The 14,720-nt window shown below is 62.5% G+C and carries 16 protein-coding genes; 8 read left to right on the top strand and 8 right to left on the bottom strand.

What is annotated here, in order from left to right; genetic code table 11:
- Positions 1-70: 70 nt before the first annotated feature.
- The 5 genes from galU to GYA95_RS12970 all read left to right on the top strand — a co-directional run bounded on the left by galU (position 71) and on the right by GYA95_RS12970 (position 5,388).
- Positions 71-910 (top strand): UTP--glucose-1-phosphate uridylyltransferase GalU, encoded by an 840-nt coding sequence (gene galU / locus GYA95_RS12990; protein ID WP_013973181.1) that lies wholly within the window; start codon positions 71-73, stop codon positions 908-910.
- Positions 911-1,098: 188 nt separating this feature from the next.
- Positions 1,099-2,454, top strand: a complete 1,356-nt coding sequence (gene gorA, locus GYA95_RS12985) for a glutathione-disulfide reductase (RefSeq protein ID WP_015270869.1) — start codon at positions 1,099-1,101, stop codon at positions 2,452-2,454.
- Between the two features lie 325 nt (positions 2,455-2,779).
- Positions 2,780-3,343, top strand: coding sequence for an alkyl hydroperoxide reductase subunit C (ahpC, locus tag GYA95_RS12980; RefSeq protein ID WP_004375926.1), 564 nt, complete (start codon positions 2,780-2,782; stop codon positions 3,341-3,343).
- A gap of 124 nt (positions 3,344-3,467) precedes the next feature.
- Positions 3,468-5,030, top strand: a complete 1,563-nt coding sequence (gene ahpF / locus GYA95_RS12975; RefSeq protein WP_161551402.1) for an alkyl hydroperoxide reductase subunit F — start codon at positions 3,468-3,470, stop codon at positions 5,028-5,030.
- Between the two features lie 169 nt (positions 5,031-5,199).
- Positions 5,200-5,388, top strand: coding sequence for a hypothetical protein (locus tag GYA95_RS12970; RefSeq protein ID WP_013973178.1), 189 nt, complete (start codon positions 5,200-5,202; stop codon positions 5,386-5,388).
- A 4-nt stretch (positions 5,389-5,392) separates the two neighbouring features.
- Here the strand turns inward: GYA95_RS12970 and GYA95_RS12965 are convergent, their stop codons facing one another.
- From GYA95_RS12965 to GYA95_RS12940, 6 genes are all read right to left on the bottom strand, one after another.
- A complete protein-coding gene (locus GYA95_RS12965; RefSeq protein ID WP_015270867.1) occupies positions 5,393-6,040 on the bottom strand; it encodes a YceH family protein in 648 nt (215 codons plus the stop codon).
- Positions 6,041-6,219: 179 nt separating this feature from the next.
- Entirely contained in the window at positions 6,220-7,431 is a 1,212-nt protein-coding gene (gene sstT, locus GYA95_RS12960; RefSeq protein ID WP_015270866.1) for a serine/threonine transporter SstT, read from the bottom strand.
- A 78-nt stretch (positions 7,432-7,509) separates the two neighbouring features.
- Positions 7,510-8,079 carry a GNAT family N-acetyltransferase gene (locus GYA95_RS12955; RefSeq protein WP_015270865.1) on the bottom strand — a complete coding sequence of 190 codons (570 nt, stop codon included), beginning with the start codon at positions 8,077-8,079 and terminating at the stop codon, positions 7,510-7,512.
- Between the two features lie 78 nt (positions 8,080-8,157).
- Positions 8,158-8,502, bottom strand: a complete 345-nt coding sequence (locus GYA95_RS12950) for a carboxymuconolactone decarboxylase family protein (protein ID WP_039614473.1) — start codon at positions 8,500-8,502, stop codon at positions 8,158-8,160.
- 119 nt (positions 8,503-8,621) lie between these two features.
- Positions 8,622-9,521 carry a lipid A hydroxylase LpxO gene (lpxO, locus tag GYA95_RS12945; RefSeq protein WP_015270864.1) on the bottom strand — a complete coding sequence of 300 codons (900 nt, stop codon included), beginning with the start codon at positions 9,519-9,521 and terminating at the stop codon, positions 8,622-8,624.
- Positions 9,522-9,669: 148 nt separating this feature from the next.
- Positions 9,670-10,470 carry a hypothetical protein gene (locus GYA95_RS12940; protein ID WP_015270863.1) on the bottom strand — a complete coding sequence of 267 codons (801 nt, stop codon included), beginning with the start codon at positions 10,468-10,470 and terminating at the stop codon, positions 9,670-9,672.
- A gap of 124 nt (positions 10,471-10,594) precedes the next feature.
- Here GYA95_RS12940 and thpR point away from each other — a divergent pair, with 124 nt between their 5' ends.
- Entirely contained in the window at positions 10,595-11,140 is a 546-nt protein-coding gene (gene thpR, locus GYA95_RS12935; RefSeq protein ID WP_015270862.1) for an RNA 2',3'-cyclic phosphodiesterase, read from the top strand.
- A gap of 1 nt (position 11,141) precedes the next feature.
- Here thpR and GYA95_RS12930 read toward each other — a convergent pair whose 3' ends face one another.
- On the bottom strand, positions 11,142-11,738 hold the full coding sequence (locus GYA95_RS12930) for an NAD(P)H-dependent oxidoreductase (protein ID WP_015270861.1): 597 nt from the start codon (positions 11,736-11,738) through the stop codon (positions 11,142-11,144).
- A 93-nt stretch (positions 11,739-11,831) separates the two neighbouring features.
- Here GYA95_RS12930 and GYA95_RS12925 point away from each other — a divergent pair, with 93 nt between their 5' ends.
- Positions 11,832-12,428, top strand: coding sequence for a TetR/AcrR family transcriptional regulator (locus GYA95_RS12925; RefSeq protein ID WP_015270860.1), 597 nt, complete (start codon positions 11,832-11,834; stop codon positions 12,426-12,428).
- A 132-nt stretch (positions 12,429-12,560) separates the two neighbouring features.
- On the opposite strand, the gene GYA95_RS12920 is transcribed toward GYA95_RS12925, so the two are convergent.
- On the bottom strand, positions 12,561-13,466 hold the full coding sequence (locus GYA95_RS12920) for an AraC family transcriptional regulator (RefSeq protein WP_015270859.1): 906 nt from the start codon (positions 13,464-13,466) through the stop codon (positions 12,561-12,563).
- 180 nt (positions 13,467-13,646) lie between these two features.
- Between GYA95_RS12920 and calA the strand changes: the two genes are divergently transcribed.
- Entirely contained in the window at positions 13,647-14,699 is a 1,053-nt protein-coding gene (gene calA / locus GYA95_RS12915) for a vanillin reductase (protein ID WP_015270858.1), read from the top strand.
- Positions 14,700-14,720: the final 21 nt, after the last annotated feature.

Below are 14,720 nucleotides of genomic sequence, written 5' to 3'. Positions count from 1 at the left end.
ATTGTAAGGTGACTGCCGCCTGATTAGACTGCGCCGAATTCCACTGGCCTAGCCTTTTGTAAGGACGTATATGATCAAAAAATGCTTGTTCCCGGCAGCCGGTTACGGCACCCGCTTCCTGCCCGCTACCAAAGCCATGCCCAAGGAAATGCTGCCGGTGGTCAACAAGCCACTGATCCAGTATGGCGTTGAAGAGGCACTGGATGCCGGTCTGAACGAGATCTCCATCGTCACCGGGCGCGGCAAGCGTGCTTTGGAAGACCACTTCGACATCAGCTACGAGCTGGAAAACCAGATCAAGGGCACCGACAAGGAAAAATACCTGGTTGGTATCCGTCGCCTGCTCGACGAGTGCTCGTTCTCCTACACCCGCCAGACCGAAATGAAAGGCCTGGGCCACGCCATCCTGACTGGCCGCCCGCTGATCGGCGACGAGCCGTTCGCCGTGGTGCTGGCGGACGACCTGTGCGTGAACCCGGAAGGTGACGGCGTACTGACCCAGATGGTCAAGCTGTACAACCAGTTCCGTTGCTCGATCGTCGCCATCCAGGAAGTCGATCCGCAGGAAACCAACAAGTACGGCGTGATCGCCGGCGACATGATCCGTGACGACATTTTCCGTGTCACCAACATGGTCGAGAAGCCAAAGCCGGAAGACGCCCCGTCGAACCTGGCGATCATTGGTCGCTACATCCTGACCCCGGACATCTTCGACATCATCGCCAACACCGAGCCGGGCAAAGGTGGCGAGATCCAGATCACCGACGCCCTGATGCAACAGGCGCAGAACGGCTGCGTGATCGCCTACAAGTTCAAAGGCAAGCGTTTCGACTGCGGTGGCGCCGAGGGTTACATCGACGCGACCAACTTCTGCTTCGAGAACTACTACAAGACTGGCAAGGCTTACTGATAAGCCGCTACTTGTATCAAAGCTGATAACTGGGGCTGCTTTGCAGCCCTTCGCGGGCACGCCCGCTCCTACAGGTATTGTGCAGGCCTTCAAGGTTGCGCCGGTACTGTGGGAGCTGGCGGGCCCGCGAAGGGTCGCAAAGCGGCCCCAGTGCGTTATGCTGGGCGCCTGCCTAGGAGAGTGAATACATGGCCTACGATTTTGATCTGTTCGTGATTGGTGCCGGGTCCGGCGGTGTGCGCGCGGCGCGGTTTGCCGCCGGCTTCGGGGCAAAGGTGGCAGTGGCCGAGAGCCGCTACCTGGGCGGCACCTGCGTCAACGTCGGCTGTGTGCCGAAAAAGCTGCTGGTGTACGGCGCACACGTCGCCGACGAACTGGAGCAGGCCGCAGGCTTCGGCTGGACCCTGGAAGAAGGGCACTTCGACTGGGGCACCCTGATTGCCAACAAGAACCGGGAAATCGAGCGCCTCAACGGCATCTACCGCAACCTGCTGGTCAACAGCGGGGTTACCTTGCTGCAGGGGCATGCGCGTCTGACCGGTGCCAATGAAGTGGAAGTGGAAGGCCAGCGCTACACCGCCGAGCACATCCTCATCGCCACCGGTGGCTGGCCACAGGTGCCGGACATTCCGGGCAAGGAACTGGCCATCACCTCCAACGAAGCCTTCTACCTCAAGGACCTGCCACGCCGGGTGCTGGTGGTGGGCGGTGGCTACATTGCCGTCGAGTTCGCCGGCATCTTCCAGGGCCTGGGGTCGGCTACCACGCTGCTGTACCGTGGCGACCTGTTCCTGCGTGGCTTCGACGGTTCGGTGCGCACGCACCTGAAGGAAGAACTGGAAAAGCGCGGCCTCGACCTGCAGTTCAATGCCGACATCCAGCGCATCGACAAGCTAGAGGACGGCAGCCTCAAGGCCACCCTCAAGGATGGCCGCGAGCTGGTCACCGATTGCGTGTTCTATGCCACCGGCCGGCGCCCGATGCTGGACAACCTGGGCCTGGAAAACACCGGCGTCGAGCTGGATGCACGCGGTTACATTCGGGTTGACCAGCAGTACCAGACGACCGCGCCGTCGATCCTGGCCATTGGCGACGTGATTGGCCGCGTGCAACTGACCCCGGTGGCTCTGGCCGAGGGCATGGCCGTGGCCCGGCGCCTGTTCAAGCCTGAGCAATACCGCCCGGTGGACTACCAGAACATCCCCACCGCAGTATTCAGCCAGCCGCCCATCGGCACCGTGGGCCTGACCGAGGAGCAGGCGCTGGAGGCAGGGCACAAGGTGCAGGTATTCGAGAGCCGCTTCCGTGCGATGAAACTGACCCTGACCGACATCCAGGAAAAGACCCTGATGAAGCTGGTGGTCGATGCCGAAACCGACAAGGTGCTGGGCTGCCACATGGTTGGCCCCGACGCCGGCGAGATCATCCAGGGCCTGGGCATTGCCCTGAAGGCTGGTGCGACCAAGCAACAGTTCGATGAAACCATCGGCGTGCACCCGACGGCGGCCGAAGAGTTCGTGACCATGCGCACCGCGACGCGCTGACTCAACGGAACGCATACCGTTGTAGGAGCGGCCTTGTGTCGCGATGGGCTGCGAAGCAGCCCCCAGTATTTCTGCAATCGTGAGATACACAGGGGCTGCTTCGCAGCCCATCGCGACACAAGGCCGCTCCTACAGGAGTGACACGACCATGGAGTCAGGGGCATGACCCCGCAATCCTTTGCTCAGCCCATTCCCTTCTATCAATTATCCTCGGTTATAGCCAAAACCAATCAAAAGCATGAGCTTTGCCAATGAGCCTTTATCGGGACCAGCGGTTAGGATTCTCTCCATCAACTGATTCCAACCCCATGAAGGAGCGTCTCTCATGCCAATCATCAACAGCCAGGTCAAACCGTTCAACGCCACCGCCTACCACAAAGGCGAGTTCGTCCAGGTCAGCGAAGCCGACCTGAAAGGCAAGTGGTCTGTCGTGTTCTTCTACCCGGCCGACTTCACCTTCGTCTGCCCGACCGAGCTGGGTGACCTTGCTGACAACTACGCCGAGTTCCAGAAGCTGGGCGTGGAAATCTACGGTGTGTCCACCGACACCCACTTCACCCACAAAGCCTGGCACGACACTTCGGACACCATCGGCAAGATCCAGTACCCACTGATCGGTGACCCGACCCACGTCATCTCGCGCAACTTCGACGTGCTGATCGAAGAAGCCGGCCTGGCCGATCGCGGTACCTTCGTGATCAACCCGGAAGGTCAGATCAAGATCGTCGAACTGAACGACGGTGGTGTAGGTCGCGATGCTGCCGAACTGCTGCGCAAGGTGAAGGCTGCCCAGTACGTTGCCGCTCACCCAGGCGAAGTTTGCCCGGCCAAGTGGAAAGAAGGCGAAGCCACCCTGGCCCCGTCGCTGGACCTCGTCGGCAAGATCTAAGCCGATGTGTATGTCGCGGGCGGTAGCCAGCCGCCAAAGCTGAACTACCTACCGCCCCGTAAAGCGCCCGGGCGAGTTCGCCTGGGCGTTTTTGTATCCGAGTTTTGAAAAAGGAATCGCCCGTATGTTGGACGCCACGCTTAAATCGCAACTGAAAACCTACCTGGAGCGGGTCACCCAGCCGATCGAGATCGTTGCCTCCCTCGACGACGGCGCGAAATCCCGCGAATTGCACGACCTGCTGGTGGAAATTGCCAGCCTGTCGAACCTTATTACCTTCAGCGCGGACGGCAGCGATGCCCGTCGTCCATCGTTCTCGCTGAACCGCCCGGGAGCCGACATAAACCTGCGCTTCGCCGGCATCCCCATGGGCCACGAATTTACCTCGCTGGTGCTGGCACTGCTGCAGGTCGGGGGCCACCCGTCCAAGGCCAGTGCCGAAGTGATCGAACAGATCCAGGCGCTGGAAGGCGAGTTCACCTTCGAGACCTACTTCTCGCTGTCGTGCCAGAACTGCCCGGACGTGGTCCAGGCGCTGAACCTGATGGCGGTCCTCAACCCCAACGTGCGCCACGTGGCCATCGATGGAGCGCTGTTCCAGGCGGAAGTGGAATCGCGCAAGATCATGGCGGTGCCGAGCATTTACCTGAACGGCGAAGTGTTTGGCCAGGGCCGCATGGGCCTGGAAGAAATCCTCGGCAAGATCGACACCAACGCAGGCAGCCGTCAGGCCGAAAAGATCAACGCCAAGGACGCCTTCGATGTGCTGGTGGTCGGTGGTGGCCCGGCCGGCGCCTCGGCAGCCATCTATGCCGCGCGTAAAGGCATCCGCACCGGTATTGCGGCCGAGCGTTTCGGCGGCCAGGTGCTCGATACCCTGGCCATCGAGAACTTCATCTCGGTACAGGAAACCGAAGGGCCGAAGCTGGCCACGGCGCTGGAAGAGCACGTCAAGCAGTACGACGTGGACATCATGAACCTGCAGCGCGGTGAAGCGCTGATCCCGGCCACCGATGGCGGCCTGCACGAAGTACGTCTGGCCGGCGGTGCCTCGCTCAAGGCCAAGACCGTGATCCTGGCTACCGGTGCCCGCTGGCGTGAGATGAACGTGCCGGGCGAACAGGAATACCGCGCCCGTGGCGTGGCTTACTGCCCGCACTGTGACGGCCCACTGTTCAAGGGCAAGCGCGTGGCGGTGATCGGTGGAGGCAACTCGGGTGTGGAAGCGGCCATCGACCTGGCGGGTATCGTCACCCAGGTAACGCTGATCGAGTTCGACAGCCAGCTGCGTGCCGATGCGGTACTGCAGCGCAAGTTGCACAGCCTGCCGAACGTGAAGGTGATCACCAGTGCGCTGACCACCGAAGTGCTTGGCAATGGCGAAAAGGTGACTGGCCTGCGCTACAAGGACCGCACCACCGACCAGCAGCATGAAGTGGCGCTGGAGGGCATCTTCGTGCAGATCGGCCTGCTGCCGAACACCGACTGGCTGAAAGGCACCGTCGAGCTGTCGCCACGTGGCGAGATCATCGTCGATGCCAAGGGCCAGACCAGCATCCCTGGTGTGTTTGCGGCGGGTGACGTGACGACTGTGCCGTACAAGCAGATCGTGATTGCGGTGGGTGAGGGGGCCAAGGCATCGCTGGCGGCCTTTGACCACCTGATCCGCACTTCGGCACCGGCATAAGCCTGTACCGGCCCTTTCGCGGGCATGCCCGCTCCCACAGGTACTGCACAGGTCTTGAGATTTGTGAGGAACCCTGTAGGAGCGGGCATGCCCGCGAATGCGTCAGAACTGACAAAGCTGAATCTGAGGATGTCTATGATTAATGCAGACACCCTCAGGAATCACATCCATGACCCTGATCAGCCGCGAACCCTGGTGGCTAGTCCCCCCAAAGCCCGGGCAGCAAGAGCAGGACCTGCACTGGGGCTACCTGGAAATCTATGCCGACGGCCGCACCGTGTTCGTCGACCAGCGCCCCAGTGACCGGGAGCTGGCCGAGCGCAAGAGCTGCCGCAACTTCCCCGACCCCGAGCCGTGACGGCTCAGCCTTCCAGTTCGGCCAGGCGTGCTTCCAGCGCCGCGATGCGGGCTTCGAGGGCTTCGATGCGTTCTTCCGACACATTGCCGCCGCTGCTGCGTGCCCCACCTTCTTGTTGCCGGGAAGCCAGGATTGCCTCGATTTCGGCCGGGTCGCCCAAAGCATGGGTGTAACGGTCTTCGCGCTGGCCGGCCTGACGCGGCAGGTGCAAGGCCAGGCCGCGCGAGATCAGGCGCTCCAGCTGGTGCTGGATCTGCTCGGTGTCGTCGAAGTCGTGCAGGCGGTTGCTGCGGGTCAGCAGTTCGTTGAGGGTTTGCGGCCCGCGCAGGAACATCAGGCCCATCAGCACCAGTTGCGCCGGCACCAGCTCAAGCGCCTTGTCCACCCGTTGTTCCCAACGGTCGGCGCGGCTGCCCATCTGCAGGCGGGTCATGTCCTGCCCTTCGAGGGCGCGCAGGGCTTGGCCGACCTGGCCTTGGGTGAGGTTCATGACCGGCTCGCGACTGGTCTTCTGGTTGCAGGCCAGGACCAGGGCGTTGAGGGTCAGCGGGTAGCTTTCCGGGCTGGTGGCCTGCTTCTCGATCAGCGAGCCGAGAATACGGATCTCGATGCTGTTGAAGCGGCCTTCGCCGGCGGTTTCGTGTTCTGACATGGCCCTGTCTCATTGCTGGGGAAAGGCCACTAGCCTAGGTAAAGCGCCAGGCTTAAGCAATCACTGGGATCATCGCCGGCAAGCCAGCTCCCACAGGTACAGCACAAGCCGTAAGGCCGGCACTATCCCTGTGGGGGCTGGCTTGCCTGCGAAAGGGCCGCAAAGCGGCCCCGGCAAACTCAAGCGTTGCGCCGCTCTTCAGCCTGGCACGCCGCCGCGGTAAACAGCACATCGGTCGAAGAATTCAGCGCCGTCTCGGCCGAATCCTGCAGCACGCCGATGATGAAGCCAACCGCCACCACTTGCATGGCAATTTCGCTAGGGATACCAAACAGGCTGCACGCCAGTGGAATCAGCAGGAGCGAGCCACCGGCCACGCCCGAGGCGCCGCAGGCACAGACCGCCGCCACCACGCTGAGCAGCACGGCGGTCGGCAGGTCCACCATAATACCCAGAGTATGCACCGCCGCCAGGGTCAGCACGGTAATGGTGATGGCGGCGCCGGCCATGTTGATGGTCGCACCCAGCGGGATCGACACCGAATAGGTGTCCTCATGCAGGCCAAGGCGCTCCGACAGGGCCAGGTTGACCGGGATGTTGGCTGCCGAGCTGCGAGTGAAGAACGCGGTGATACCGCTTTCGCGCAGGCAGAGCAGGGTCAGCGGGTAGGGGTTGCGGCGGATTTTCCAATATACGATCAGCGGGTTCATCACCAGCGCCACGAACAGCATGCAGCCGATCAGCACCGCCAGCAGGTGCAGGTAGCCGAGCAGGGCGCCCAGGCCCGATTGGGCCAGCGTGGCGCTGACCAGGCCAAAGATGCCCACCGGGGCGAAGCGGATGACCACGCGTACGATCAGGGTCACGCCATTGGACAGGTCCTCTACCACGGTGCGGGTGGTTTCGCCGGCATGGCGCAGGGCTACGCCCAGGCCGATGGCCCAGGTCAGTACGCCGATGAAGTTGGCGTTGAGCAGGGCGTTGATCGGGTTGTCGACCGCACTCAGCAGCAGGTTCTGCAGCACCTCGGTAATGCCCCCCGGCGCGCTCAGCGCAGCGTCGCTGGTAGTCAGCACCAGGTTGGACGGGAACAGCATGCTGGCGACCACGGCGACTACCGCTGCGCTGAAGGTGCCCAGCAGGTACAGCCAGAGGATCGGGCGAATATGGGTTTCCTGGCCGTGACGGTGGTTGGCGATCGATGCCATGACCAGAATGAACACCAGCACGGGCGCCACCGCCTTGAGGGCGCTGACGAAGACTTTCCCGAGGAAGGCCATGTCGCGGGCGATGGCGGGCGCAAGCAGGGCCAGGGCGATGCCGGCGATCAGGCCGATGACGATCTGCGTCACCAGGCTGGTGCGGTTGAGGAAGCGGAGGACGGGGGTCATGTGCAACGATATCCCAGCATGTTCAAAAAGGGCGCGACTTTACCATAGACCTTCGTCGAGCAGGGCGGCCTGAAGAAGTCAGCGCCCGCGCCGCCGCGACACCCGCGCCTCGATGTTCTTGCGTCCGATCAGCAGTGGCGGCTTCTCCACTACCGGCTCGTCCGCCAGCCACTTGTACATCACCAGGCAGTCCACCAGCCCCAGGCGGGCATGGCGATAGGCCTTGGGCAAGCGGCCAACGGTTTCGAAGCCCAGCTTGTGCCACAGCGCCACCGCTACCTCGTTGGTGGCCACCACCGAGTTGAACTGCAGGGCCAGAAAGCCCTCCTGGCGTGCCTGTTTCTGTGAGTGCTCGCACATCAAGCGCGCGACGCCGCGGCCGCGTGCCGTTTCACAGACCATGTAGCCGCAATTGCCCACGTGCCCACCGGGCCCGGCGGCATTGGCCTTGAGGTAATACGACCCCAGCATCGCGCCGTCTTCCTCGGCCACGAATGTGCGCATGGGCAGTTCCAGCCACAGCTGGCGGGCCTGTTCAAAGCTGAGGGCCGGGTCGAATGCGTAGGTTTCACGGGCTTGTACGACGGCCTGGAAGGTGGGCCAGAAGCGCTCGAAGTCTTCCGGCGTCATGGGGCGGATGTGGATCATGCGGGTTCCTGCAAGGGCTGGGCCGCCCAGTCTGGGTGGCGCGGCGCCGTCGCGCAAGGGCGGCGACGCCATTTGCGCTCAGCTGTTGGCCTTGCCCACTGCATCCATGGCACGTGCCGAGTAGACCAGCGCGGCGCCGGCATTCATCGCCACGGCCACGCCCAGGGCCTCGGCGATTTCCTCGCGGCTGGCGCCGTGTTTGACGGCCTGCTGTGAATGCACGGCGATGCAGCCATCGCAGCGGGTGGTCACGGCCACGGCAAGGGAGATCAGCTCGCGGGTCTTGGCGTCCAGGTGGTTGGTCTTGGCCCCTGCGCCGCTGGCGGTCATGTAGCCAGCCACGGTGTCAGGGGATAGCTGCTTGAGATCGCCGATGCCGGCCATCAACTGCTTACGGTAGGCGTCCCAGTCCATCATGCTCATCGTCTTCACCTTGGGGAGGTTGCGAGTGGAGCTTTCAGGCTAGTCGAAGAGTGGAAAGTGTGAGGCTTGTACTTTGGTTGGTTGCGCGCAGGCCTTTGGACTGCGCGCAACCATATCGATCAGATATAGATGAACACCAGCACCAACGCCGCGACGAACGCCCACTTCTCCAGATAGTAGCGCGTGCGGTTGCGCTTCTTCAGCGCCTTGCCACGTTCGCGGATCTTGTAGATGCGGGTGAACAGCCGGTTGATGCCACCGGTCTTGTCGCCGGCATCGTTGGGGGCGGCGGCAGCGGCCATGACGTTGCGGCTGAACCAGCGGTTGAACGCGGTTGCCCAGCGGTACTTGAGCGGGCGTTCCACGTCGCAGAACAGGATGATGCGGTTGTGCTCGGTGGTATTGGCCGCGTAGTGGATGTAGGTCTCGTCGAAGACCACGCCCTCGCCATCGCGCCAGGAATATTTCTCACCGTCCACATCGATGTAGCAGCCATCGTCGTTCGGCGTGTCCAGGCCCAGGTGGTAGCGGTACGAGCCGGCATACGGGTCGCGGTGGCGCACCAGCTTGGCGCCCGGTGGCAGGGTGGCGAACATGGCGGCCTTGACCGTGCCGATGCCTTTGAGCAACTCGGTGGTGCGTGGGCACAGGGTCATCGCCGACGGGTGGCTTTCGCCGTACCACTTCAGGTAGAAGCGCTTCCAGCCGGTCTTGAAGAATGAGTTGAAACCGACATCATCGTAATTGTCGGACTTCTTGATTTCACCCACATGCAGCAGTTGCTGGGCTTCCTGGCGGATTTCCTGCCAATGGTCCTGCAGCGTCTGCAGTTCGGGGAAGGCCTCCACCGGCAGGTACGGCTTTGCAGGGTGCCGGGAAAACAGGTACAGGAAGCTGTTGATCGGCGCCAGGAAGCTGGAGTGGTCGCCCAGCTGACGGGTCAGCTTGTGGCGGACGCGACCGCGCAGGTGAACATAGGCGATCGAGAGGATGAAGATGAGGACTAAGGCGATTTTCATGGGCGGATACGTCAAGTAATGGCCATGCGTGATGGCTAAGCCCGCCAGCATAAACAATCGAGCCGATGCTTTGTAGGAGAATGTTACGCAGCGATGGCAGACCTTGGTACAAGCGTCACCGCTGTACCAAGGTCTGCATGGCGATGCATCAGGCCAGAGTGACCTCGATGCGGCCATCCGTGATGCGATGGTCCCTGCCTTGGTAACTGACTACATAATCAGTAAAGTCGGCGGTCAGGGTCTTTTTATCCACGTTCCACTCATGCTGCAGGCGGCCCCCGCTCAAGAGATAGTGCATACCGCCAATCGAGAAGAACAGGCGTGCATGTTGTTCACTGAACAGCATCATGATGCCTTGGATTGCGTTGTCCACTTGCTGTCTGGCGATGAGTTGGATGCGGCCGTCCTGAAGTATCTTGGATTCGATGGTTTGAGCGTCAAGGTTACCCAGCGAGGGGAAAATGGCGGGGTCGAGGTTGGCGGTGACCTGGCCGGTGCCGTTGGTCCTTGCATCGTCGGCCAGTGACAAGGACAACGAGCCATCCACGATCTCGACCATGCCCATGGTGTGTTCAATGGTGTAGTGGAACGTTGCGGCAAATGCCTTGGAAGCCTCATCCATCTCGGTAATATCGATTGAGCCCCCGGTCGCCCAACCTGAGCGACCAATCGAAGTCGAACCGAAATAGGCGTTGATCTCGGCTTTCTCGCCTGCACCGATCTTGAGGGATGCGCCCGCCACCAGGTAACGTTCCGGGATATTCAGGAATATATAGCTATAAGCGGTATCTGATCCCTCCGTGTACTGAATGGCGAAAAATGAGCGGTTGCCATTACTGACATCTGTATCTATGACATCAGTCGTGAACTCGCGCTCACGCTGGTTGCCCCACTTCAGTTTCGCTTGCATGGCAGGCTGGGTATTCCGTGTTTGCTGTTGCTGTTTCATGGCCGTATCTATGTGATTGAATTGAGGCCTCAGCGTATGGTTTGGGTGCCTGCCCGCGAAACTGACAGACCTGCGGGTTTCCCAACGCATCAGTACGTGCTTTGCCATCTTGAGGAGCGGCACGATGACACCGGTCAGCGGACGTATCGAAAAACCATTCAAGCGCCTGTTCTTCGCCTTGCCGGTCAGCGATGCCCAGCGCCGCGCCCTGGCCCAGTGGCGACGTGGCCTGAACCTGCGCAGCGGCAAGCCGGTGCCGGCCGCCAACTTCCATGTGACACTGCTGTTTCTCGGCGATGTGGATACCGCCCATGTGCCTGCTATTTGCGCGGTGGTCGACCAGCTGGCGCTACCGGCCACGGCACCACGGTTGTTGCTGGACCGCCTGCAGGTGTGGCAGCGGGCCAGTGCACTGGTGCTGGAGGCGCAGCAGACCCCACCGGCCCTGTTGCAACTGGTGTACAGCTTGCAGCAGGCGCTGCTGCCGTTGGGGGTGGAAGCGGCCGACCGCGAGTATCGCCCGCACCTGACGCTGGCCAGGGATTACCGCGGCCAGCCGCCAGAGGCCAGCAGCGCGCCGGATTTCTACCTCGCCGCCCGCCATTTCACACTGTACGAGTCGCGCAAGGGCGCTTACTGGCCATTGGCGCAATGGCCGCTTTCAGGCTGATTCAGGCCATGGCCTCGCAGTCTGCGAACATCTGCTCGCCCAGCGTGCGTGCAGTGTGCAGGTGCAGTGCCGGGGCTGCGCCTTCGCTGTCGTCCAGCAGGGTGGAGCTGAGCACCTCGGCGCCGCAGTAGTCGAAGATGCCGTGCTCGATCTGCACGCGCATCGCCTCGCCATAGCCGTGACGTTCGAAAGTGCCGCTGTCGGCACCGGCGACACCGACCAGGTGCACCTTCATGCCGCGCAACTTCTTGACGGTGATGCCCCCTTCATAATCGAAGGCCCAGCCATTGCTGAACACCCGCTCGACCCAGCCTTTGAGCAAGGCCGGCAGCGACCACCAATAGATGGGGTAGACCAGCACCAGCGCATCGGCGCGTTCAATACGCGCCTGCTCCCTGAGTACATCCGCTGGCGGGGCTGCCAGCCTGCGGTGCACCGCATGGTCGGCCAGGCCGAAACGCGTGTCGCAACCTTCACTGGCCAGGTCGGCGATTTCGCTGCCGTGGCCGGCGTTGGCCAGGCCGGCGGCGATCTGTCGGGCCAGGGCATGGGTGAGGGATTGCGGGTCGTGATGACCGACGACGATCAGGGCATGCATGGTGGGCTCTCCAAGATTGGGATGCAGGGTTACCCAGAGCGCTATATACTCAAGGTAAGTTACGTTTAGTAAGTTACTTTTGGTAGGTAAACGATGTCAAGCGATGATCAAGGCCGCTCGCGCAAGCGACTGAGCCGCGAAGAGCGCCGTCTGCAGTTGCTCGATGTGGCCTGGCAGCTGGTACGGGAGGAGGGCACCGATGCCTTGAGCCTGGGGCGTTTGGCCGAGCAGGCGGGGGTGACCAAGCCGGTGGTCTATGACCATTTCGAGACCCGGACCGGGTTGTTGGTGGCGCTGTACCAGCAATACGATGCACGGCAGTCGCGGATGCTGGAGCAGGCGCTGGCGCGTTGTGACGCTAGCCTGGCCAGCCGCGCCGGGGTGATTGCCGAGGCGTATGTGGACTGTGTGATGAGCCAGGGGCTGGAGATACCCGGAGTGTCGGCGGCATTGGCCGGCTCGCCGGAAATGGAAGCGCTGAAGCGGGCCTATGAACAGCCGTTTCTGGACAAATGCCGTGAGGCGTTGGCCAGGTTTTCGCCCAGTGGCAACATCGGGGTGGCGGGCATGCGCTTGCTGGTGGGGGCGGCGGATGCCTTGTCGCAGGCGGCTGCTGCGGGGGAACTGGAGGTGGGGCAGGCCAAGGCCGAATTGCGGGCAGCAATAGTGGCGATGGTCGAGCGGCAATGAAGCCTTGAGAGTGCCGGGGCTGCTCTGCAGCCCATCGCCGGCAAGCCGGCTCCCACATCAACCGCATCGGTTTCAAGCCATGTGTAGTCCCTGTGGGAGCCGGCTTGCCGGCGATGGGGCCAGGGCAGGCGATTACACCGGCAGGCTCTGGTACGGCAATTCATCCCCCGGGCTGCGGGCGAACTGGCGCTTGTACTCGCGGCTGAACTGCGAGGTGCTCTGGTACCCCACCCGGTGCGCGGTCTGCGCCACCCCCAGGCCTTCGCCGATCAGCATCTGCTGCGCCTTCAGCAGCCGCAGGCGCTTGAGGTACTGCATCGGCGCCATGTCGGTGCAGCGCTTGAAGTGCTCGTGGAAGGTCGAAACGCTCATGTTGGCGCGTGCGGCCAGCGCTTCAACGCTCAGCGGCTCGGTGTAGTGTTCGCGCAGGTGGGTAAGGGCGGCGCCGATGCGGGCGAAGTGCCCTTGTTGCTCCACCAGCGCCCGCAACACGCCCGCTTGTGGGCCGCGCAAGGCGGTGTACAGCACCTCGCGTACCCGCGCCGGGCCCAGCACCTTGGCGTCCACCGGGTCCTGCAGGCAGCGCAGCAGCCGTTCCACGCATTCGCGCATCGGCGCATCGAGTGCAGCCGAGGTCATTGAATGCGGGGTTTGCGCCTGCACCGCGGCATCCGGCGCCAGGGCCATGCTTTGCACCAGTTCACCCAGCACGCCGCGGTCGATGTCCACCGCCACGCCCAGCAACGGTGCTTCGGGGGTGGCAAAGGTTTCGCACATGAACGGCACCGACAATGCCTGCACCAGATAATGCCCGGCGCCATATTCCAGGGTACGCGGCCCCAGGCGCGCCAGCTTGCTGCCCTGGGCCAGGATCATCAGGCTGGGTTCGTAGATCTGTGGGCTGCTGGCCACATAGTGGTCCCAGCTCAGCACCTGCACCTGGGGCAGGTGCGTGGGCACGAAGCCCGGGCGCGTGGCAAGGCTGCGGATCAGTGTGCAAAGCGGCGCATTGGCGTCGACGTGGCGGGTCAGTTGCATGATGGACCTGGGCAGAGAATCAGACAGTTTGATCATCGCAGAATGAACGCTCGGCGCCAGATGCTGCATGGCATCTTCGGAGAATCAGGCATCGATACCGGAGAATCAGTCGTGGGCGAAGCGACGCATGGCGCGCAGAATGCGCAGCCTGAATCGTTTCACTTCATAGCGAGGCCCTGCATGTATACCGCCATCGGTTACGCCGCCCAGACCCCCACCAGCCCTCTGGCTCCCATGACCTTCGAGCGTCGCAGCCCGCGCCCTGACGACGTCGCCATCGACATCCTTTACTGCGGCGTATGCCACTCCGACATCCACCAGGCGCGCAACGAATGGGGCATTGCCGTGTACCCGCTGATGCCTGGCCACGAGATCATCGGCCGCGTCACCGCCGTGGGCGACAAAGTGACCACGCACAAGGTCGGCGACCTGGTCGGCGTTGGCTGCATGGTCGACTCGTGCCGACACTGCGAAGCTTGTGCCAAGGACCTGGAGCAATATTGCCTGGAAGGCCCGACCATGACCTATGCCACCCCGGACCGAGTCGACGGTAGCAACACCATGGGCGGTTACTCCAGCAGCATCGTGGTCAGCGAGCACTTCGTGGTGCGCATCCCGGCCGGCATGGACCTGCCCAGCGCCGCGCCAATCCTCTGCGCCGGCATCACAACCTATTCGCCACTCAAGCACCACGGCGTCGGCCCTGGTCACAAGATCGGCATCCTCGGCATGGGCGGCCTGGGCCACATGGCCATCAAGCTGGCCAAGGCGCTGGGCGCCGAAGTGACCCTGTTCACCCGTTCCCAGGCCAAGGCCGACGAAGCCCGCCGCCAGGGTGCCGACCATGTGATCGTGTCCACTGATGCCGAGCAGATGCGCGCAGCAGCAGGCCGTTTCGACTTCCTGCTCGACACCATCCCGGTGCAGCACGACCTCAACCCGTACCTGGAAACCCTGAAATTCGATGGCGTGCACATCCTGGTCGGCCTGATCGAGCCAATCGACCCGGCGGTTCATGCGGCCAATCTGGTGATGAAGCGCCGGGTGCTGGCGGGGTCGTTGATCGGTGGTATTGCCGAGACACAGGAAGTGCTGGATTTCTGCGCCGAGCACGCGATTCGTTGTGATATCGAGTTGCTGGATATCCGCAACATCAACCAGGCGTATGAGCGGATGATTGCCGGGGATGTGAAGTACCGGTTCGTGATCGATATGGCGACTTTGCAGAGCTGATTGGTTGCCTGTACCGGCCTG

Origin of the sequence: Pseudomonas asiatica (assembly GCF_009932335.1) — a bacterium.
Lineage (GTDB): Bacteria > Pseudomonadota > Gammaproteobacteria > Pseudomonadales > Pseudomonadaceae > Aquipseudomonas > Aquipseudomonas asiatica.
Note: the sequence above shows the minus strand (reverse complement) of the source record. Positions and strands in the feature narration are given on the sequence as shown.